Genomic DNA, 20341 nt, shown 5'->3' with positions numbered 1-20341 from the left:
GCTCTTGCTTATGCTCCAAACTGGCGTAAGTGGTGGTCGGAGTGCTTGTAGGCAAAAATGCCAATTTGCTCTCTTGTCATTTCCCCAAAGAAATCGTGGATAAAAGCAGGGTTGTCAAAATGCTCGTATTCAGCAATTCGTTCTACCCAGGCCTTTTTTTGAAGCTCCACGTCTCCGGTTTTGTCTTTTATCACAAAATCCCGACCTGCCGGTATGTTTTTCTTCATTGGCTGGTCGTCTTTTACATTGCTGCGTAGCGCCATTTTACCAAAGATTCGCCCCAGTAGCTCCTGCTTATAAACCGGCTTGTGAGTGCCAAGTACCCACTCGGCCCACTTCGTAGAATGTTTCAACATTTGAAATACATTCATTTTACCCCACTGAGCCACATTTGAGTCGGTAATTGTGTTAACCCTGCCGATTAACTCCGCTCTTACGTTTTCGTCAAATACAGTCTTCATATCCGCTATTCGGTTTTAGTGAAGTTGCTCTTTGGTTGCAACGAGAACCAGTTGCCCGAGTCATCTTTGAACTGTGCTTCAACGCCATAAAACTCCTCGGTTGGCGCTTTCAGAAACTCCACTCCTTTGGATTTGAGCTCTTCGTAGGTGGCGTAAATGTCGTTGCATTCAAACACGCCATTGGCCAGCTTGCCTTTTTGCAAAAGCTCCAGCATAACTTTAGCGGTTTCCTCCGGATACATTTTCCCTACAGTAATGGGGAAAAGGACAATTTCCAGGTTGGGCTGGTCAGGTGGCGACACTGTGAGCCAGCGGGTGTCCTTTCCCATGGGCATGTCATCCACTACTTTAAAGCCGAGTTTGTTGGTGTAGAAATCGTAAGCGCTGTCCTGGTTGCGGACAAAGATGGTGGTATGAGAAAGTCTCGTGATCATACTTTGCGTGTTGATGTTGACGCAAAATAAGGTAATAAATCAGTCAGTCATTTCTCGAAAATTGCTATTCTCATCCCAACCGTTGTTGGAAATAAAGCATCCTGGCACAAACTTTAAAGGTGCCTTTTTTCTGGCTTTTTTTGCCTCTTGATGCTGTTTCAAAAAGACAGAGGGTGTGGACCCAGTCATTTTTTTGAACAACCCGCTGAAAGAGCTGAGACTTTCGAATCCAACCGACGAACATGCCTCCGATACCGATTTGTCGGATTGTAAAAACTCCTTTGCTTTTTCTATTCGCACCGCCATCAGGTACCGGTTGGGTGTTTTGCCATAGACGCTCTTGAAAAGCCTGATGAAATGAAACTTGGAGAAATAAGCCTCATCGGCAATGTTGTCCACATTGATTGGATCGTGGTAGTTGTTGTCAATGAATAGCTTGGCTCGTACCACACGACGATACATATGCACTCCCGGATATTGTTCTGTTGTCATCGCTGGGTTTTCGATGGTTAAAGTAACGGTTGGTGGTAGATGTAACAAACGATAGGGCGGAAAAGAGGAATTTTACCCCATTTCCCTCCGGAATTGGTATGAGCGTGCGGCTTAGGTAGATGTCAAGTGCCGTGTAAGTGGACAAATAGAAGAAGGCCGTGGGCTATTCTTGGAGAGTTTTTTCGAATATGCATTTTTTCATACAATATTTGCCCTCCAATTATCCCTTACCCATTGAAAGACACCCACGGCCAGGCCATCGTTGACTACTACCAGGGCAAAGCATACAGCCCGCTAATGCTGCACACTTCCTACGGGAGCTCGGAAGAGATGCCTGTGGAGGTTTTCTTCAGGGAAGAGGAAGACCTGAGCGTGCTCGACCTGCTTGCCTTGATTGAGTGCAAAGGTAAAGTACTCGATTTGGGTGCTGGTGCCGGCGTGCATTCTCTTATTCTGGCCTCACGTGGGTTTGATGTTTACGCCCTGGAGAATTCACCGGGGTGTGTGGAGGTGATGAAGCAATCGGGAGTTGGGCAGGTAATCAGCGAGGACTACCGCACCCACAAAGGAAAGTACGATACCGTGTTGATGCTTATGAACGGATTGGGCCTGGCAGGCAAGCTGGCGGGCGTGAAGCCACTACTGGAGCAGTGCATGAAGCTGCTGAGGAAAGGCGGGCAAATCCTGGTCGACTCTTCAGATATAAGCTACCTCTACGAATTGAGCATTCCCAAGCCGGTGGGTTACTATGGTGAGATTAGCTTTCAGTACGAATACAAAGACGAGAAGGGCGACTGGTTCGACTGGGTGTATGTAGACCAGGACACTCTTGCCGGGCTTATTGCCGAAATGGGTTTGACAGTAGAAATACTGCATACTGACGAAAGCGATCAGTACCTGGCGAGGATTACGAAGCGATAATCCCGTACAGTATGATCGTCACCTTAACGTCTCTCAATTTCCTTGTTCCTTCATCACTTTAGCAGAACTCAGTAGGTAGTTTTTAATATGACTCACGTCCTCCGCACTTAATCTCCCACTAAAATCAGGCATGCCCTTCGGTAAGAAAATGCCTTTCAATACAATATCTTCAATGATACCAAAGGTGCCTTCTGCTGAATATACCAGGCTGGGAATGGATCCCCCTTTTGTTCCCATGGGGCCATGGCAACCCAGACAGTTGGCGCCGTATATTTGCTGCCCTCGTTTGATTTGGTCGGCAGTTGCGGTTACTTCCAGATCAATTAGCTCGGTTCTTCTGCCAACTCCTTTAGCTTGGAAAGACTGAATTGAATCCAGCGCAAAGCTGAATATAGTACCTGGGTATATATCATCGGTAAACCTGTTCCAGAGTGCGGGAGGCCCACCACCCCAACCTACAGCGATAGATACATATTGCACTCCGTCTACGAGGTAAGTAATGGGTGGAGCCACGGCGCCGCCTCCCAATTCATGCTCCCAAAGCTGAGTTCCATCTGCTGCATCATAGGCAAATAATCTGCCATCGCCCGTGCCCTGAAACACAAGACCACCGCCAGTGGTCACCACCCCACCATTAACCGGACCCTGGAACGGATTGGTTCCTTCATATTTCACAACCCAGGCTATTTTTTGAGTACGTGGGTTCCAGGCCAGCAAATGTCCTGTATGCATATTTTCCGGCGAAGAAGGATCAAATCGTATGTCCAGGCCATCGACAAATGTGGAAATCAGTTTTGTGCCTGTGGCTCCGTTGGAGTCGTGGCCATAAAAGTGATTATTGATATGAGCTGGAATATACACCAGGCCAGTCGTAGCATTGTATGCCATCGGGTGCCAGTTGTGACCGCCATTGGGCCCCGGTGAAATGACCGTGTTTTTTTCCTTGTACCTGCTAAAGTCAGTTTCTACAGGGCGGCCGGTGGTTTTGTCGACATGTGTGGCCCAGTTCATGTAGGTGTAAGGTTCTGCAGATAGCAGCTCTCCGGTGATTCTGTCAAGGACGTAGAAAAAGCCATTTTTTGGAGCCTGCATCACCACCTTTCTGTTTTGACCTTCTATTTCCAAATCGGCAAGAATCAGCTGCTGGGTAGCAGTGTAGTCCCAGGTATCACCTGGCGTAGTTTGGTAATGCCATACATACTCCCCATTGTCAGGATTGATCGCCACAATCGACGACAAAAAGAGGTTGTCACCTTCACCATTGCTTCGGTGAAACCAATCCCAGGGTGAACCATTGCCCGTGCCGAGATAAAACAAGTTCAATTCGGGGTCGAAGGCCATGGCCTCCCAGGCGGTGCCGCCGCCTCCATATTTCCACCACTCACCTGACCAGGTTTTAGCTGCCATTTCCATGGCTTTCGACTCAAAAGGCTTTGATGGATCACCTGGAACGGTATAAAATCTCCAGGCCTGTTCGCCCGTTAGGGCGTCATAAGCCGTAATATAGCCTCGGACGCCGTACTCAGCACCGCCATTACCAATAATCACCTTGCCTTTTACTACTCTGGGTGCACCAGTGATGGTGTAGTATTTAGTGGTGTCCACAGTAAGCTTCTCCCAACGTGGCTTGCCGGTAGCGGCATCAATCGAGATTAACCGGCCATCGAAGGTACCGACAAACAAACTTCCTTTGTACATGGCCAACCCCCGGTTTACTACATCACAACAGCCTTTTTCCCCTGTACTGCGAGGCACTTCAGGGTCGTAAGTCCAGATTTTTTTACCCGTTCTCACATCCACGGCATATACCACACTCCAGGGACCAGTCAGGAACATCACTCCGTCGACTACAAGTGGCGTAGCTTCGATACCACGGGTGGTGCCAAGGTTCAGTGACCAGGCAAGGCCAAGTCGCCCAACATTTTCTTTATTGATTTGGTTGAGGGGGCTAAATCGGTCTTCAGCATAGTTTTTGCCATAAGTTACCCAGTTGCCGGGGCTGGCATCTGCTTTCGTCAGGTACTTGTCGTCAATGGCGGAAGTGACGTTCCGAATATGGGCCTCCGAACCTGGCCCGGCTTTTTGGCTACATTGACAGAATATAATGGTGATTAATAATATTGACGAAGCAACGGACGATTGCCAGCTAGAAAATGACAATTTCATGGTTGGGTTGGTTAAGGAAGCAGTCTAAAAAAGGTACAATAAAAAAGCTGGTATTCGTGAAGATAGGAATAGCTATCTTTAATAGCTATTTTTCCCCCTGGTCTGTCCCGTGACAGAAAGTTTCAAAAATGGCAAGGCTAATGTACCCACCTCCGAAGTACCCCTACCCACTTCAGAGGTGGGTACCCCCACTTCCGATATGGGCGATCGGAGTAAAAAGAATCGACGCCGGAGCTCCGGGCACCGACACCGGAGCAAAAAGGTGCGGCGGCGGAGCAAAAAGATGAGAACGAGGAGCAAAAAGATGCGATGAGGGGGTAAATAACCTCGAACGCCGAGCAAAAAGATGCTAGTTCGAACCTTTTATCTGCGACGCCGCACCTCCGAACACCGAATTCGGAGTAAAAAGATGCGACGGAGAGGTGCAGAGTTCCGAGAGCGGAGTTATGAGGTGGGGACGAGGAGGTTGTTTATTTGCTGCAACGGAAAATTTCGAGCCGTCTTTTTTTTTAGTCATCAATAGCTTCGTTTGTCCATGCGGTATGCATGTGGCACTTGGCGGCAGGCTTGACGGGGAGGAAAGCTAAAGTCAAATTACTTCAACCCATTGATCTTCCTAAATGCAAATGCCGGGGCCAACCTCGACAGCAGATACAGCAGCTTTACCTTGCCAATTTTGATTTCTTTCTGCCCCTTTTCGAGTTTCTTTATCATTTCAGTCACCGCTTCTGTCGGGGAAATGGCTATTTTGGGTGGATGGCCATTGTGCCAGGGAGTATCTACTACCGTCATCATCACTTCTGCCACACCGATGTCGTTACGCTTTAGCTGCTCTCTCAATACCTGAGAAAAGGAGTGGAGGCCTGCCTTGGTGGCGTTGTATATGGGGTAGTTCACCCGTGGGGTAAAGGCCAAACCGGTGGTGATATTGATGATGGTCGATCTGGAATGCTGTTCGATGATCAGCAAGAACATTTTGCTCAAAGCGATAGGCGCAAGCAGGTTAGTGCTAATTTCCAGTGCTGCTTTTTCAACCATACTTTCATCTTCGTAAAAGCTGGTGTTATGAACAATAGCGGCATTGTTGACGAGGACATTACAGTCGGAGTGATTTTGCTTTACCCAATTGACCAGCGAAGTGCGTCCTTCGATGGTCGATATGTCGCAGGCAAATATGTTGAGTGCTGGTTCAAGGTTTTTTGCTTTTTCCAGCCGGTCGGCAGACCTTCCGCAAATAAGCACTTTGTTGCCTTTTCTAACTAGCTGCAGCGCTAGCTCAAGTCCTATTCCAGAGCTACCACCCGTAATCAGCACTGTATTGTTGATCAGTTCCATCTTTACTTTTTTTAACAAAGCAAATGGAACACGGCGGCACATGCATTAACCTATGTTAACACGCCCATTTTTCTTCTTACCCTGCTTAGCGCCACATTGGTAATGCCGAGATAGGAAGCGATAACGTGCTGCCTGACTCTCTTTTCCAGCCCGGGGTATCTTTTCAGGAACAACCGGTATCGTTCTTCAGCATCAAAAAGCAAAAACTCTCTTTCTCGGGTTTCCTTCTTCGTAAAGGCTTCCTCCAGCACGGTGATCAGAAACTGGTTCCAGCCTGGGTGTCCGGTTCGAAGTGCCTCCCATTTGCCATAGTCAAAAACAAGCACCTCAGCATCTTCAAGTGCTTCGATGCTGAAATGGGAAGGGGTGCCAGCTATTGTCGCACTGTAAGAGCTTAGAAAGCTGCCTTCAGAAAAGAACCCCTTGGTAAACTCATTGCCCGCCTCTTGAAGGTAGTAGTAGCGAAACAACCCAGATACTACAATGCCGAATTTAGTGGGGATGTCGCCAGCTGCGACAAATAAACTTCCCTTCTTTAGCTCCACGCTATGGCATAAAGCGAAAAGCTTGTCGAGCTCCTCTTCTGGAACGGGTGCTATCCTGGAAATTACTTTATATAAGACGTCTTTCGGGAGCATACACTTTCTCACTTATCCACCAACTTCTTCCCTACCGATAGCTTCTCAATAAAACTCACCAACCTGTTTTGTCTAGTCTCTTCCCGTTTGGCAGATTCAATCCAGCGTATATACTCTTTCTTGTCGGTGTAGGAGAGCTTTTCGTAGAAGGCGGCGGCTTTAGGGTTGTCTGTCAGCAGCCGGGCTGCGTCGGCTGGTACTTCCACCACCCTGGGAGCTGTGTCTTCCTGTAGCTCCACCGAGACCTTCTCGCCGAAGGATTTACCCAGGTCGTTGCGTACGGCTTTGGTAAGGCCCAGCATGTGGAAGCCAAGGCCCATATTGGCAAGGCTCCCCCGGTAGGTCACTCTGCCGTCAAATACCGCCACAATTTTTACCTGGCCTTTTTTGCCAAATACCTCTTCGGTGCTGTATGGAAATTCAACATAGGCTGCATCTATGTCTCCATGCTTTTGGATAACGGCTTCGAAAGTGAATTTTTGTGGTTTTGTCATGAGTCGATGTTAAAGATGTGGTGCCCGCAGCAGCGCTGGTGGCACGACGTCTGTTCTGGAAAGTAATTTTTCTTCAAAAGAGGAAGACTGGCACGCAGCATTAGCTCAGCCAAACAACGTTAATTTGAAACGCAGCTCCGATATGTTATCGGATCGGAGTGAGAAGTCCCCCGGAAGAGCTGCTTGTGGCCTAGTGGTGCCTTTTAACAGCCCAATGCCATCATCAGGGGGATGTCTCCCTCCTTCGTCAGGTCGACATGACGTTGGTTTGGGGAGTGTATCGGTGCCCATAGATTAAATGCGAAAGCGTAGTTTCATAAAGTAGGCTATAAATTGTCTTTCACAAAGGCCATCTCCTTCTTCATTACTATCACCATCTGTGCCTCGGTGATATTGGCCTTCACCTGGCCAAGCTCAGCCCCTCCCAGGTCGTATTCCTGATGCACAGAAATGGGCATGTCTGGTGCAAGCACTTTCATTTTGTCAAAATAGGTCTTAAAGTCGACCATGCCTTCTCCCATTGGCACATTCACAATCTCCCACTTGCCGTTCGACTTCCCCCAATAAAAATCCTTCAACACGGTTGTTTTGATGTAGGGTATTAGTTGCTCAAAGCCAAGTGTCCATGAATTGGCGCCTTCCACAAAAGCGTGGCGGATGTCGTACTGACTTCCAAGCCAGGGGGAATTCAACTGCTTCAGAATTTGAGTGATATCCCAAATTGGCGATCCAACATTGGCACCGGCAATGTTTTGATACCCGCCCCAAATATTATTGGCCTTGTTAAGTGCAGCCAGCGGTTTCATTTTATTGGCGTAGAAACTCAAGTTGTCCGCCACGCTCTTTTGGGCGTCGTATTTGTACCAACCCATTCGGTAATACCTAATGCCCAGCATGCTGGCCGTCTGAAGGATGTCGGTCGCATGGGGCTCATCAGCACTTTCTATTGCCGTCGTGATCATTACGATTTCCTTCCCCACCTTTTTCATCGCTTCGGCATACTTCGGCAAGTCGTCTTTTGCTCGTTCCGGCTCCACATGTCCTCCCGGGCGAACCGTAAGGTCAATCCCATCAAAGCCAGCTTCGGCCACCATATCAGCCATTTGATTGATCTCCGTCCATTGGAGGGCTTTGGAGAAAATCCCTATTTTATGCTTTCCTATGGCGTTAGTTGACCCCTCCAGACTCAATTTCCGCAGGGGCTGCTTGCCTGGGAGGGGAGTGGCATTCAAAAGCTGATAGCCACCCAAAGGAAGGGCCAGGCTTGCAAGACCTGCTTTTTGCAGGAATGAGCGACGAGATGTATTGTCCATTTTTGTCATGATTCAAAAGGTTAAAGAGGTCGTGCCTACAGTATTGCTGGTGGCACGACGTCGGTTCAAGAAAGTAATTTTTCTTCAAACGAATGAGACTACAAAAGTTTTCTTAATCACTCAGGCTTTGCTGCGGTCAGCTGCTTCGGCTCGATTTCATAGCGAGGCCTGATGTCTAAACTTTTGTAGTCTGATCTGCTTACGACAGGCTATTCTTTATAAACGTCATATCCTTCTTCATAGCCGCTAGCATTTGAGCTTCGGTAATATTGGCTTTTCGGTGGCCGTGTTCCGCACCTCCCAGGTCGTACTCCTGGTGCAGCGTAACAGGCATGTTCGCAGCAAGCGTTTTTACTTTGTTAGCATAGGCACTGAAGTCAACCATGCCTTCCCCTAATGGCACATTGACCACCTGCCACTTTCCGTTATTGTTGGCCCAGTAAAAGTCCTTCATCACTATGGTATTAATAAAAGGTTGCAACTGGTCAAAACCCAATGGCCACGAGTTGGCACCTTCTACCACGGCATGCCGGATGTCGTACTGGCTGCCTACCCAGGGAGAATCGACCTGGCGGAGTACCTGCACCAGGTCCCAAACCGGCGAGCCGAACCCCGTGCCAGCGTGGTTTTGGTAGCCAGCTTTGATGTTGTTGGCTTTGTTCAGTTTGGCTAAACCCGTCATTCGCTTTGCAAATGCCTTTAGGTTGTCGTCAATGTTCTTCTGCTGGTCATATTTGTACCAGTCCATCCGGTAAAAGCCGATGCCCAGCTGGCCTGCTGTTGTGAGAATGTCGCTGGTGAAGGGCTCATCGGCTCCCCCAATGGCCGTTGTCATCATCACTATTTCCTTGCCCACCTTTTTCATGGCTTCGGCTATCTTGGGGAGGTCGTCTTTTACCCGCTCCGGCTCCACATGTCCGCCCGGCCTTACCGTCAGATCCAGTCCGTCGATACCAGCTTCTGCCACCATGTCGGCCATTTGGTTCAGCTCTGTCCATTGCAATGCTTTGGAAAAAACAGCGATTTTGTGCTGCCCAATGCTGTAAGGGGAGGGGGAGAATCCGACGCTCGATGGTTGTGGAGTAGTAGTAGATGCTGGGTTGGCTTGCAGGAATTGATGGCCAGCTAGTGGAAGTGCCAATCCGGTAAGTCCTGCTTTTTGAAGGAAGGAGCGTCGGGATGTTGCAAAGTGCTTATTTTGGCTCATTTCAGAAGAAGTGGGTTTGCGTTAGGCCAATTTCGGGTTTTTTGTATTAAAATCACTGTCCGTTAAAACAACAGTACTGCTTTTGCCATCACTTTCACTTCGATTGGAGCTTTTACTTTCCGCCTTGCGCCGAAAGAGGGGAGAGGTATTTCACAACAAAAGAGGAGCAATCAATGGCTACGACCCTGTGGCGTATTTTTCAGAGCAAAAAAGCATCGTGGGCAACAAACAAATTAGCTATTCGTGGAAAGGAGCAAAATGGTATTTCAGCAGTGCTGCCAACAAAGAAAACTTTGCCAGCGACCCGGAAAAATTCATGCCTCAATTTGGTGGCTTTTGCGCTTACGGAGTGCACAATGGTTATAAGATCCACGCCGACCCGTGCTGCTGGACAATTTTTGAGGAGAGGCTTTATCTCAATTACAATAAGCGGGTGCAGCAAATGTGGAGAGCCGATCCGCAAAAGTATATTGCTGTAGCCGCAGAAAATTGGGAACGGTTGAAGGACAGATATTAGACGACGGTGAAGACACTCGCCGTAGCGATCGGGTGACGGTGAAGACACCTGCCACGACAACCAAGCCCTGGTGAGTGTCTTCACTCGCCAGTAACCGCCCACAAAGCCTCAAAGGTTATTTCACAAATGCCTCCGGAAAAACATTAAAATCAAAACCCCAAATGGCGGGCAGCACATAGTAGGTGTAAACGCTGATGAGCACCGTAGCGAAAATATTGAGCCAAACGCCTGCCCTCACCATGTCCTTCATTTGCAGGGTGCCAGAGCCAAAAACAATGGCATTGGGTGCGGTGGCCACCGGAAGCATGAAAGCACAGGACGAAGCAATGGTCATGGGTACCATGAGGCCGTAAGGATGCACGCCAATGGCCTGGGCCAGCCCTGCGAGAATGGGCAGCATCAGTGTGCAGGTGGCCATGTTTTGTGTCAACTCGGTCAGGTAGTTGACCAGAGCCACCACGATGAGGAGCATCAGCAATGGGTGCACGTTTTCTAATAGTGTGAGTCGCCCGCCGATCCAGGCCGTAAGGCCGGTTTCCTGGAAGCTGCCAGCCACCGAAAAGGCACCGCCGAATAGCAGGATCACCTCCCAGGGGAGGCGCTTGGCTGTTTGCCAGTCCATGATCATTTCACCTTTTTTCTCCCGGCCGGGTACCAAAAACAAAACGGTGGCACCAATCAGGGCAATGCTGGTATCGTTGATTCCGGGAAAGATGGGAGCGATCAGGTAAGTCCTGAAAATCCAGGCTATAGCCACAAAAGAGAAAATTACCATCACCCAGCGCTCCTCGTAGCCCATAGCGCCAAGTTCCCGTAGCTCACCATCGATGATCTCCTTAGAGCCTTTTACTTTGATGCTGCTCAGTTTAAACGCCCGGTGGCTTAGGTCCCACCAGAGAAAAGCACCCAAAATTATCGTAAGCGGCAACGCATAGAAAAACCACAGATCGAAGGGGATTTCTGCACCGTAAAACTGATCGGCTGCTTCCACAAAAATAAGGTTGGTAGGTGTGCCGACAATGGTGGCAATACCCCCGATGGAGGCGGCATAGGCGATGGAAATAACGAGTGCTTTGCCGAAATGAGAGGAAGTGGCATCGCTGGGATTATTGAGCAGTTTGGTGAGCTGATCAATGATGCTCAGCGCAATCGGGAGCATCATCATGGTGGTGGCGGTGTTGGAAATCCACATGGACAGAAAGCCCGTGGCCAGGATGAAGCCCAGAAGAATCTGTTTTTGGTTGGTGCCGGTGCGCTTGATGATATTGAGGGCAATGCGACGGTGAAGGTTCCACTTTTCCATGGCCAGGGCAATGATGAAGCCAGCGATAAACAGGTAAATGATATTGTTGGAGTAGTAGCCCGTTACTGAGGACACTGGCATGGCGCCCGTAGCTGAGAAGAGCAAAATAGGTAGGAGGGAGGTAATAGCGATGGGCACGGCTTCGGTGAGCCACCAGAGAGCAATCCATACGGTGCAGGCCACAATCGTCCAGGCTTTTGGCTCCATGTCAACTGGCCCGCCAATGAGCAGCAGCAAAATGAAAAGGCTCGGCCCCAGGATGATAAATAAACGCTTGGAGGCCAGCAGGCCCTTCAGGTCAATGTTCATGCGTGAAAAGATAGGAAGGGGAGGGGAGAAAGGAAAGGGGAGGTGAGACGGGAGGAAGAAGACCGGAGACCGGAGTCGGGAGATGATGTGGGAAGCGACCTGGTTTTTGTGTGGCTACTGGCCATATGCCTGATAGCAGTAAAGACTCGACACCAGCTATATCGCAGCGAAGTGGAGATATCTTATGCGAAGAGCAAGTCTGGATTCATTAGGTTAGCTTAGCTGAACATAAATCTTTTGCTCGAAGGAGACTGTGGTGAATCTAATCTTGACGTCTGACGGCCCCACCGCAACCTGCCTGCTGCCGTACCGACGCCCGCTTCGGTCTTCCGTCTCCCGCCTTCCCACTCCTTCGCTCCCCACTTTTATCAACTTTCTTTTTCACCTTTCAAAAAAACTCCCTAACATTGTACCCATTATGAAACTCGTCAAGGACATTGTGACCACCCGTCTCAGGGATATTGACCCCACAAAGGCTTAAACAGCACCTGGGACAGACCTCTTTCGGTCACTATTTTTCCTTTTTCACATTTCTTTTTTTCAATTCTTGACAAGTAATGACATCACTATACTATTCTATACGCAAATATTTGCGCTATTTTCTGGAAGCCTTAAAAGGAGGCGAACAGGACTTTACCGAAGGTAATCTTAACAAAGCCATCTTTCTGTTGTCGATTCCCATGATCATTGAAATGAGCATGGAGTCAATCTTTGCCGTAGTCGACGTATTCTTTGTAAGCAAAGTAAGCGTCAACGCAGTAGCCACCGTGGGTCTCACCGAATCGGTGATGATGATCGTTTATTCGGTGGCCGTTGGCCTGAGTATGGCGGCTACTGCTACCGTAGCTCGGCGTATTGGGGAGAAAAACCCTCAGGCAGCTTCTGTGGCGGCAGTGCAGGCTGTAATTCTCGGACTTACGTTTGCTCTTGTTATCGGTCTGGCTGGCGCTTTTTATGCCAGGGAGATTCTTCAGATAATGGGTGGCAGCCCCGAGCTGATTGCCGAGGGATATGGCTATACCCGGTGGATTTTTCTCGGGAATGTGTCACTGATGCTGATCTTTCTGATCAATGCCATTTTCCGTGGTGCCGGTGACGCAAGCATTGCTATGTGGGCACTTTTTCTGGCCAATGCTATCAACTGTGTTTTGGACCCTCTGTTTATTTTTGGACTTGGGCCAATACCTGCCATGGGCGTGGAAGGAGCCGCCATTGCCACCACCACAGGCAGGTCTATCGGCGTTGTGTTTCAGGTGTATCACCTTTTCAGGGGTAACTCCAGAATCAAAATAACGGTCAGGTCTCTGGTTATTAAATGGGATATCTTGAAAAATATGGTCAAGGTTTCCATTGGAGGGGTAGGCCAGTTCCTGATTGAGTCAGCCAGCTGGATATTTCTGATGAGGGTGATGTCGCTGTTTGGCGAGTCGGCCCTGGCTGGTTACACGATTTCATTCCGGGTGCTGATATTTACACTCATGCCGTCGTGGGGATTGGCCAATGCGGCAGGCACGCTTGTGGGGCAAAACCTGGGTGCTTTGAAACCTGACAGGGCAGAAACATCCGTCTGGCGAACGGCGCTGATCAATGTGATCTTTCTCGGAATTGTGGGAGCTGTTTTCCTCGTATTTGCAGAACAGGTGATTACTGTATTTACACCAGATGAAGCGGTAGTTAGTTTTGGAAAGCAGAGCCTTCAAATCATTTGCCTGGGGTATGTATTCTTTGCCTACGGCATGGTGTTAATCCAGGCGTTCAACGGCGCTGGTGATACAAGAACGCCTTCTGTGATCAATATTTTTGTTTTCTGGGTTTTCCAGATTCCGTTTGCTTACTGGCTGGCGGTGACGATGGAATGGGGGCCTTCAGGAGTCTTCTGGGCCATTGCAGTGGCTCACTCGCTGCTTGCGATCATTGGGGTGATCATTTTCAAAAGAGGCAGATGGAAGACGGTGCAGGTGTAGCCTCTGGCAATGCACGTGAAGACACGAGCAAAAACGATGTTTAAACTAGCTAAAGCTGGGTACCCTTACAGATAATTGACGAGCTTCTAATAAAAATGGCCAGTGGAAACGCTGGCCATTTCTTTTAGTCTACTTTCGGGTAGGCTGTGAGACACAGCCAAAAACTCAGTTACACCATCACAGTCTTTTTCTCGGCGGCGCTTTGCATGGCCAGCTCGATGATGCGGATCACATCTCTGGACTGCCCGGCTGTGACTTCAAGTCTGCCGGTCCCATTGATGGCATCCCGCACATTAGCGTACAGCCCCGGGTAGTCGCCCACCTCTGATTCTATTTTGGCTATCATGTGCATGCCTTTATAGTTGGTGTTGATCTTGCCCCAGATCTCTTCTGGTTCCACTCCCCAGTTGGGGGTTTCTGCAGGGATTTTCCCAGCCTTCAGCGCTTCTTCCTGCACGTCGATGCCACTTTTCACGAAGGTGCCCTGGTCGCCGTAGATCACGAACCGATAGCCTTGCTCCCGCACCAGCATGCCTGCTTTTAGCGTTACCTTTAGCGCAGGGTAATGCAGGATTACTTCAAAATTATCCACCGTTTTGGAGCGGCTCTTTGCTGGGCAGTAAACGCTGACACTTCTTTGGGTATTCCGAATAAGGTAAGTGCCTGGTCGATCAGGTGCGAGCCCAGGTCGTACAAAATGCCGGAGCCAGGCAAATCTTCCTCCCTCCAGGCATTGGGCTTCAGGTAATTGCGGAACCGATCGTAGTGGATTTCCATCTCCACCACTGTACCCAGCATTCCTTCTTTAATCACTTTTCTGATCGTATTGAAGTCGCCGTCGAAGCGGCGGTTGTGGTGAACCGTGAGAACACGATTATGTTTTTTCGCTATAGCAATCAGCTCATCGGCGTCAGCAGAGGTAATGGTAAAGGGCTTTTCAACCAGCACATGCTTACCAGCTTCCAGCGCTCTTTTCGTCAGCTCAAAATGGGAGGTGTTGGATGTGGCGACAACAATCAGGTCGATGGCCTGGTCTTTAAAAAGGTCGTCGACATCTGTGACTACCGTGGCTTGTGGAAATCGCTGATTAGCCAGTGCAATATTGGCTGGTCTCGACTCCCGGATCTTATGGAGGTGGAGCCCTGGAACACTGACGATGATGGGTGCATGAAATACCTGACCGGCTATTCCGAAGCCGATCAGACCTACATTAAGGGGATTGTTTGCCATGGCCCGAAGGTAGGAAAGAAAAAGTGGCAGGGCAATGATGGGGCGGCTATAAAGGTAGCTTATACTGGTCTGTCAGGGGACAGGCCAGGGGCGAAAGCTCTTTGCATTAAGCCTCATTCGCCATGCCTTGTATCGTTTCAATCACTTTCTCCACTTCATCCAGCGGACGGAAGCCATTCGATACCAGGTAATAGCCCTGGTCGTTTTTCAACACTACTGTCGGAAAACCCTTCACACCGGCGCTATTGCTCCACTGGAAATCCTGTGTTGTCTGGTATTTCATTTCTTCCGACTCAAATTTTTCGATAAAGGCTTTTGGGTCTAGTCCAAATTGAGCAGCCAGCTCTTCGTAAACCGTATTGTCTGCGAAATCACGGCCTTCCAGGTACTGCTTCTTTTGTAGCGCATGAGCAAAGGGCACCACCTGATCTGGTAAGAAGCTGCGGAAAGTGACCAACGCCCTTGAAGGGGGCTCGGAGTTCATCTGCGTGTCGGAGGGAAGCAGATCATTCAGATAGGGCTCTCCAAACTTCGCTCCAGTCATTTCTTCTACTCTTTTGTATGCCCCTGAAATATAGCCGTGCATAGTAGAAAAGGGAGCAATTCGGGTACCGGTGACCATGCCCCCGGCAATCACTTCGAAATTGAACTCATCTTTCCTTTTATTGAACAGGTCAACGATAGTCCCGCTAAAGCCATAGCACCAGCCACATAAAGGATCGAATATATAAATGATAGTCTCTTTCTTCATTTGTTTAAATGTCTGTACATATAATCAAATAGCTAGGGTAAATGGTTCAGCTACTATAAAAACTCTGCTCTGATTTTTTCAGCGGCTTTAGCCACGCCAGTGCTGGCCAGCTCCTCGTAAAGGTAGAAATGGGGGAGTTTAGGCAGATTGGGCAGACTTGGGTCAATGACAAACTTTGGTGCATGGTCGGAAGTGTAGTGCAGCAGGCTGGCGGCAGGATATACGGCCAGCGAGGTGCCCACCACCATGAATATATCCGCTGACATCACTTCTCTGGCAGCATCCTCTATCAATGGCACCATCTCACCAAACCAAACGATATTCGGCCTCAGCTGGGAACCTCTTTCGCATTTGTCGCCCAGCTTGAGCTCCCATCCATCCATTTCATAGATGAGGTTTTCGTCCAGCGAGCTCCTTGATTGAAACAGTTGGCCGTGCAGGTGAATGATATTGGTGGAGCCGGCCATTTCGTGCAGTTTGTCCACATTTTGCGTAACAATAACGACTTCAAAATCTTTTTCAAGGTCGGCCAACGCAAAATGGCCGGGGTTCGGTTTGGCTTCCAGTGCCTGCTTCCTTCGCATATTGTAGAAGTCGAGCACCAGTTCACGGTTACGGCGCCACCCATCAATAGATGCCACCTCCATCACATCGAAGCCTTCCCAAAGCCCACCGGCATCTCTGAAGGTTTTGAGGCCGCTTTCTGCGCTGATACCCGCTCCGGTAAGGACGACGATTTTCTTTTTTTTACTCATTCATATTCTTAATCAACTGATGAAAAAACTGTACCACCTCTTTATAGTTGTCCACCGCCAGGTGCTCGTTGATGCCATGAAACCCTGTAGCGTTGTCGGGAGAGAGGCGGATTGGAAAGAAGCGATACTGGTTTTCTGACACATTCCGGTAGTGCTTGGTGTCGGTGCCTCCGCCGAGCAGGCCGGGCGTAACAATAGTGCCGGGCATTAGCTGCTTCACAGTTTTGGAAATTAACTGGTATGAGGCCGAGTTATGGTCAGCTACTTTAGATGGCTCATTGATGCTGCTTACCGGCTTTACGGTGATGCGGTCGTCGGCTATCACATTAATGATATGCTCCAATACTTCCTGAGCTGTTTCTCCCGGCATCACCCGGAAGTTGACCACCGCAGTAGCGCTGGTAGGAATCACATTGTCTTTTACTCCGCCTTTGATGATCGTTGGTGCGGTGGTGGTGTGGGCATTAAGCCCTTCCAGAATTTTGCCTCCCAGCAACCAGGTGTTGGCGAAGGCCATTCTTTGCATGAAAGGCATCTCTGGCCCAACGATATTGATTTGCTCCTGCAGGGTAGGTGTCATTTTGTAGGGAAACTGGTTGGCTTCCAGCTTCACTATGGCCGCAGCCAGAGAGCCTATCGTGTTGTTTTTTGGAGGCATGGAAGAATGTCCCCCTGGTGTGGTGATGGTCAGCTCGTAGGAGATGAAGCCCTTTTCAGCCACATTGATTACAGCCAGTGGCTTGCTTATGCCAGGCACCATTCCGTCCGAAACATATCCGCCCTCGTCTACCACAAATTCTGCCTTGATCCCCTGCTCTTCCATGTACTTTCCAATGGCACCAGCACCTTGTTCGCCACCTACTTCTTCATCATGACCAAATGCCAGGTAGATGGTTCGCTTGGGCTGAAGACCATCTTTCAGCGTCATTTCCGCTGCCTCCAGGATGCTCATTACGCCCACCTTGTCGTCCATGGTACCACGGCCGTAGATGAAACCATTCTTTATTTCGCCTGAAAATGGAGGTGCCTCCCAATTGGCTAGTGTGCCTTCGTCAACAGGCACCACATCCATGTGCGACATGAGAATGACAGGCTTGGCAGAGGCATCCGTGCCCTGCCATTTGTAGAGGAGGCTGTACCCGGCTATCACCTTCTTTTCGAGTAAACTGTCGATCAAAGGGAAGGCCTCTGCGAGAAAATTATGAAAACCGTAAAACTCTGCTGAGTCAGGAGTGGCAGGATAGCCAAAAGAGATGGTTTTATATTGAATAGCTTTTTGAAAGCGCTCTAACGCAGCATCTGGTACTTCAACTGGTGTGACAGATGCCACCTCAAATGTTTCGGAGGTGAAGGTCACGGTTTTGATAAGCACAACAAGCACCAGGAGCAAAGCGGCGGCTCCAATGACGAGTAATAATTTTTTCACGGTTACGATTGGTTTGGATTGATAAACTAATGATGTCAATTTGGCCTTCAATATAAATGATGGTTATGGAATTGCAGAAACTTAGGCAAGTTTAGAATGCGTTTCCAGGGTGACCAAAATTATATTTGGCAGCTGAGAATAAGTGTCTCGCAGAATTGAATGGTTTCAGTAGTGCCATTTTGATAAAGTTGAAAATTTAGGCGCCTGTTACGGGCTTTTTTTAAAATTTTAGACGCAAAATGTTGCTTGCCGAATTTTTTAATGAAAAGGTGTTGTGACTAATGTCGTTTATTTGTCGGTTGAATGATTAAACAAATCCTTGCCGTCCTGCTACTATGTTTTTTGCCCTTCGGATCCATGTATGCGCAGGGCTCATCCCCTTCGATGCCTGCCAGGCTGGGCGTTTCTACTGGCTTCCGGTCGTTTCTTATAAGAGACGAGCTTGAGTCGTTTAGAAACTTTTCAGGCGGTGCTGTGCCCGTTGGCGTCACGTGGGAGAAGGAAAAAGGGTTTGGCGAGTGGCGCCTCGAGGCAGCGGTGGCCATGTCGAGGTTGGCAGCTGATAACTCAAGGCTCAAACTAAAGACTTTCGTGTCTAACATGGATGTGCAGTACCTAACTAATTTATCCAGATCGAAGGCAGGCGGTCGGTTGTCTGTGCATGGCGGCATCAACTTGGTGAATCAGGCTTCGTCCCGAACCTATGCTTTTAACAGCACGATCGGAGGGCAGGATCCGTTCACGGGAGAGTTTTTTTCTTCGCCTGAATTAATTGTCAAATTAAGAAATACTCATAAAAAAGGCAGGAGGCTTGAGTGGAGCATTGCCTGGGGCCCAATGGCTTATCTCATCTCCAGAGATTACCATCCGATCAGGGGCTTTCAGAAGTTTCGAGACGTTCCGAAGGGGATGGTGTTTGCGAATGATTTTGTAGATTTTTATTCTAAAGTGGGCTATTCCACACCTCTTACTGACAAAGTAACTTTGTCAACGGCCTACAAATGGAGATACCTTCGCTACGAACGAAATTATCCGTTTCAAATGGCTAATCATGAGTTATGTGTTTCAATCTCCTGGGCTTCACAAAAATGAAAAAAACTATATCGTTTATTTTGGCGGGGGTGATCCTTTTTGGGTGCGAACGTGCTTTTTTCGAAGACGAACCGGAGGATACCTATGTGAGTAATTTTGAGGTATTCTGGTCTGAATTTGACCGTAATTATTCCTTCTTTGAGCTAAAAAACATAGACTGGGACTCACTGTATCACGTATATCGTCCTTTGGCAGAGCTGGCGGTAAACGATGGTCAGTTTTTTCAGGTTTTGGCCAAGCTGTCGCTCGAGCTGAAAGATGGTCACGTGAATGTGATCAGCCCTTATGGAGTGTCAACTTACGATTTTGCCGATGGTGAGCGGCCTGTAGGTGCCCAAAATGCTAAGTCATATTTATTTAATGTGAAACGGGCCGGCAACTCCATTGAGTATGCTGAGGTTCTTCGGCAAAATGTAGGCTATATTCATATCAAAACCTTCGGGGGGGACATTGAAGACTACGAGAAAATAGACGATATACTTGAGGCATTAAAAAAAGAAGACGGGCTTATTGTCGACGTACGTTCTAACGGTGGTGGGAGTACCACAAAAAGCCAGACCATCGCCAGCAGATTTGCTGACAAAGAGAGACTGTATCTGAAAGTAAAATATAAAAACGGCCCGGGGCACGGCGACTTTACCGACTGGGATGAACGAACCGTGTCGCCTGAGGGGCGTTCTCAATTTAAAAAGCCAGTTGTCGTTTTGACCGACAAAAAGACTTTTAGTGCTTCTGAGGAGTTTGTATTGGCTATGCGTCTTTTCCCTCAGGTAACGATCGTTGGAGATACGACTGGTGGAGGTTCAGGAAACCCTATTTTGAGAGAACTCCCCAACGGCTGGGTATTTAGGTTATCAAGTTGGATTGCTGCCGACCCGGACAATAATACCTATGAAGGCATTGGGTTGGTGCCGGACATACTGGTGACTACTGTGCCACAAAATTCGCTTGACGATACGGATTATGCGCTGCTAGAAGCGCTGAGGGTGCTTGACAGCCAGTAGTCGGGTCTACGCTCTGCTTTTTGAGTACTTTTCCAGCCCCTTTTTGGCTTGCTCGCTTACCTTTTTCTTGAGAAACGGAGTCCACCCCAATAATAGCCCCGTGGTACCCAATGCTTGCCTGCTCCATTTCCAGAAGTTGAAATAGTCGGTGTGTTTGATGATTTTTCCGTCTTTGAACTCAAAGCTCGCTGATATCTCATTGTGAACCATCCGGCCTGTGGTGCTGAAAAGATAGTCGGCTGTCCAGTTGGCGGCTCCATTTGTATCGCTGGCCTGCACGCTGGAATATCTAATCGAGAGGCTCTGCTTCCCTCTTTCTATCAGCATCCGCCACATGTTTTTGGCTTGCTCTCCTTTCAATGTACCGAAAACCGGGTCTGAAAACTCAATGTCATCATGATAAAGAGCAGCCATTGCCTCGGCATCGTGGCTGGCAAATGCTTCGTAGAAGCTGTTAATCATTTCTTCGTTGTTGGCCATAGTTAAAGGAGAACCAGGTTTTAGGATTGATCAGATTACGGGAAGAAAC

Annotated in this window: 21 protein-coding genes; 5 read left to right on the top strand and 16 right to left on the bottom strand. The window is 48.7% G+C overall.

Annotation, left to right across the window (positions count from 1 at the left end; genetic code table 11):
• Window positions 1-8 precede the first annotated feature (8 nt).
• The 3 genes from ACMVP2_RS02605 to ACMVP2_RS02595 are packed head-to-tail and all read right to left on the bottom strand — an operon-like array spanning window position 9 to window position 1387.
• Window positions 9-461 carry a DUF1569 domain-containing protein gene (locus tag ACMVP2_RS02605; protein WP_416866593.1) on the bottom strand — a complete coding sequence of 151 codons (453 nt, stop codon included), beginning with the start codon at window positions 459-461 and terminating at the stop codon, window positions 9-11.
• Between the two features lie 5 nt (window positions 462-466).
• Window positions 467-895, bottom strand: coding sequence for a VOC family protein (locus tag ACMVP2_RS02600; protein WP_339786237.1), 429 nt, complete (start codon window positions 893-895; stop codon window positions 467-469).
• Window positions 896-934: 39 nt separating this feature from the next.
• Entirely contained in the window at window positions 935-1387 is a 453-nt protein-coding gene (locus ACMVP2_RS02595; RefSeq protein ID WP_339786240.1) for an AraC family transcriptional regulator, read from the bottom strand.
• Between the two features lie 234 nt (window positions 1388-1621).
• On the opposite strand from ACMVP2_RS02595, the gene ACMVP2_RS02590 reads away from it, so the two are divergent.
• On the top strand, window positions 1622-2308 hold the full coding sequence (locus ACMVP2_RS02590) for a class I SAM-dependent methyltransferase (protein WP_339786242.1): 687 nt from the start codon (window positions 1622-1624) through the stop codon (window positions 2306-2308).
• A gap of 33 nt (window positions 2309-2341) precedes the next feature.
• Here the strand turns inward: ACMVP2_RS02590 and ACMVP2_RS02585 are convergent, their stop codons facing one another.
• The 6 genes from ACMVP2_RS02585 to ACMVP2_RS02560 form a co-directional block, all read right to left on the bottom strand.
• The gene (locus ACMVP2_RS02585) at window positions 2342-4474 is read right to left on the bottom strand and encodes a PQQ-dependent dehydrogenase, methanol/ethanol family (RefSeq protein WP_339786245.1); all 2133 of its coding nucleotides are present in this window, start codon (window positions 4472-4474) and stop codon (window positions 2342-2344) included.
• 594 nt (window positions 4475-5068) lie between these two features.
• A complete protein-coding gene (locus ACMVP2_RS02580; protein ID WP_339786251.1) occupies window positions 5069-5809 on the bottom strand; it encodes an SDR family oxidoreductase in 741 nt (246 codons plus the stop codon).
• A gap of 50 nt (window positions 5810-5859) precedes the next feature.
• A complete protein-coding gene (locus ACMVP2_RS02575; RefSeq protein WP_339786253.1) occupies window positions 5860-6447 on the bottom strand; it encodes a Crp/Fnr family transcriptional regulator in 588 nt (195 codons plus the stop codon).
• An 8-nt stretch (window positions 6448-6455) separates the two neighbouring features.
• On the bottom strand, window positions 6456-6941 hold the full coding sequence (locus ACMVP2_RS02570) for a YdeI/OmpD-associated family protein (RefSeq protein WP_339786256.1): 486 nt from the start codon (window positions 6939-6941) through the stop codon (window positions 6456-6458).
• Between the two features lie 326 nt (window positions 6942-7267).
• A complete protein-coding gene (locus ACMVP2_RS02565; protein ID WP_416866592.1) occupies window positions 7268-8263 on the bottom strand; it encodes a sugar phosphate isomerase/epimerase family protein in 996 nt (331 codons plus the stop codon).
• 190 nt (window positions 8264-8453) lie between these two features.
• Complete coding sequence (locus tag ACMVP2_RS02560) at window positions 8454-9461, bottom strand: sugar phosphate isomerase/epimerase family protein (RefSeq protein ID WP_416866591.1); 1008 nt, start codon at window positions 9459-9461, stop codon at window positions 8454-8456.
• A gap of 82 nt (window positions 9462-9543) precedes the next feature.
• Here ACMVP2_RS02560 and ACMVP2_RS02555 point away from each other — a divergent pair, with 82 nt between their 5' ends.
• Complete coding sequence (locus tag ACMVP2_RS02555) at window positions 9544-9978, top strand: YHS domain-containing (seleno)protein (RefSeq protein ID WP_416866590.1); 435 nt, start codon at window positions 9544-9546, stop codon at window positions 9976-9978.
• Between the two features lie 115 nt (window positions 9979-10093).
• On the opposite strand, the gene ACMVP2_RS02550 is transcribed toward ACMVP2_RS02555, so the two are convergent.
• A complete protein-coding gene (locus ACMVP2_RS02550; RefSeq protein WP_416866589.1) occupies window positions 10094-11590 on the bottom strand; it encodes an SLC13 family permease in 1497 nt (498 codons plus the stop codon).
• A gap of 557 nt (window positions 11591-12147) precedes the next feature.
• On the opposite strand from ACMVP2_RS02550, the gene ACMVP2_RS02545 reads away from it, so the two are divergent.
• Window positions 12148-13554, top strand: a complete 1407-nt coding sequence (locus tag ACMVP2_RS02545; protein WP_416866588.1) for an MATE family efflux transporter — start codon at window positions 12148-12150, stop codon at window positions 13552-13554.
• 169 nt (window positions 13555-13723) lie between these two features.
• On the opposite strand, the gene ACMVP2_RS02540 is transcribed toward ACMVP2_RS02545, so the two are convergent.
• The 5 genes from ACMVP2_RS02540 to ACMVP2_RS02520 all read right to left on the bottom strand — a co-directional run bounded on the left by ACMVP2_RS02540 (window position 13724) and on the right by ACMVP2_RS02520 (window position 17716).
• Window positions 13724-14146: a Gfo/Idh/MocA family oxidoreductase gene (locus ACMVP2_RS02540; protein WP_416866587.1), complete on the bottom strand. Its 423-nt coding sequence runs from the start codon at window positions 14144-14146 to the stop codon at window positions 13724-13726.
• Window positions 14128-14784 carry a Gfo/Idh/MocA family oxidoreductase gene (locus ACMVP2_RS02535; RefSeq protein WP_416866586.1) on the bottom strand — a complete coding sequence of 219 codons (657 nt, stop codon included), beginning with the start codon at window positions 14782-14784 and terminating at the stop codon, window positions 14128-14130. Before ACMVP2_RS02535 ends, ACMVP2_RS02540 begins: the two co-directional genes overlap by 19 nt.
• A 106-nt stretch (window positions 14785-14890) precedes the next feature.
• Window positions 14891-15535: a DsbA family protein gene (locus ACMVP2_RS02530; RefSeq protein WP_416866585.1), complete on the bottom strand. Its 645-nt coding sequence runs from the start codon at window positions 15533-15535 to the stop codon at window positions 14891-14893.
• Between the two features lie 53 nt (window positions 15536-15588).
• The gene (locus tag ACMVP2_RS02525; RefSeq protein WP_339786277.1) at window positions 15589-16290 is read right to left on the bottom strand and encodes an NAD-dependent deacylase; all 702 of its coding nucleotides are present in this window, start codon (window positions 16288-16290) and stop codon (window positions 15589-15591) included.
• A complete protein-coding gene (locus tag ACMVP2_RS02520) occupies window positions 16283-17716 on the bottom strand; it encodes a M20 family peptidase (protein ID WP_416866584.1) in 1434 nt (477 codons plus the stop codon). Before ACMVP2_RS02520 ends, ACMVP2_RS02525 begins: the two co-directional genes overlap by 8 nt.
• Before the next feature lie 303 nt (window positions 17717-18019).
• Here ACMVP2_RS02520 and ACMVP2_RS02515 point away from each other — a divergent pair, with 303 nt between their 5' ends.
• Window positions 18020-18808 carry a hypothetical protein gene (locus ACMVP2_RS02515; RefSeq protein WP_416866583.1) on the top strand — a complete coding sequence of 263 codons (789 nt, stop codon included), beginning with the start codon at window positions 18020-18022 and terminating at the stop codon, window positions 18806-18808.
• Window positions 18805-19812 (top strand): S41 family peptidase, encoded by a 1008-nt coding sequence (locus ACMVP2_RS02510; RefSeq protein WP_416866582.1) that lies wholly within the window; start codon window positions 18805-18807, stop codon window positions 19810-19812. The genes ACMVP2_RS02515 and ACMVP2_RS02510 overlap by 4 nt, the downstream gene beginning before the upstream one ends.
• Window positions 19813-19818: 6 nt before the next feature.
• Here ACMVP2_RS02510 and ACMVP2_RS02505 read toward each other — a convergent pair whose 3' ends face one another.
• On the bottom strand, window positions 19819-20292 hold the full coding sequence (locus ACMVP2_RS02505) for a nuclear transport factor 2 family protein (protein ID WP_416866581.1): 474 nt from the start codon (window positions 20290-20292) through the stop codon (window positions 19819-19821).
• Between the last annotated feature and the right edge of the window lie 49 nt (window positions 20293-20341).

Source organism: Imperialibacter sp. (assembly GCF_048007035.1).
Taxonomy (GTDB): Bacteria; Bacteroidota; Bacteroidia; order Cytophagales; family Cyclobacteriaceae; genus Imperialibacter.
The sequence above is the reverse complement of the archived record's forward strand: the minus strand, read 5'-3'. Positions and strand labels throughout refer to the sequence as shown.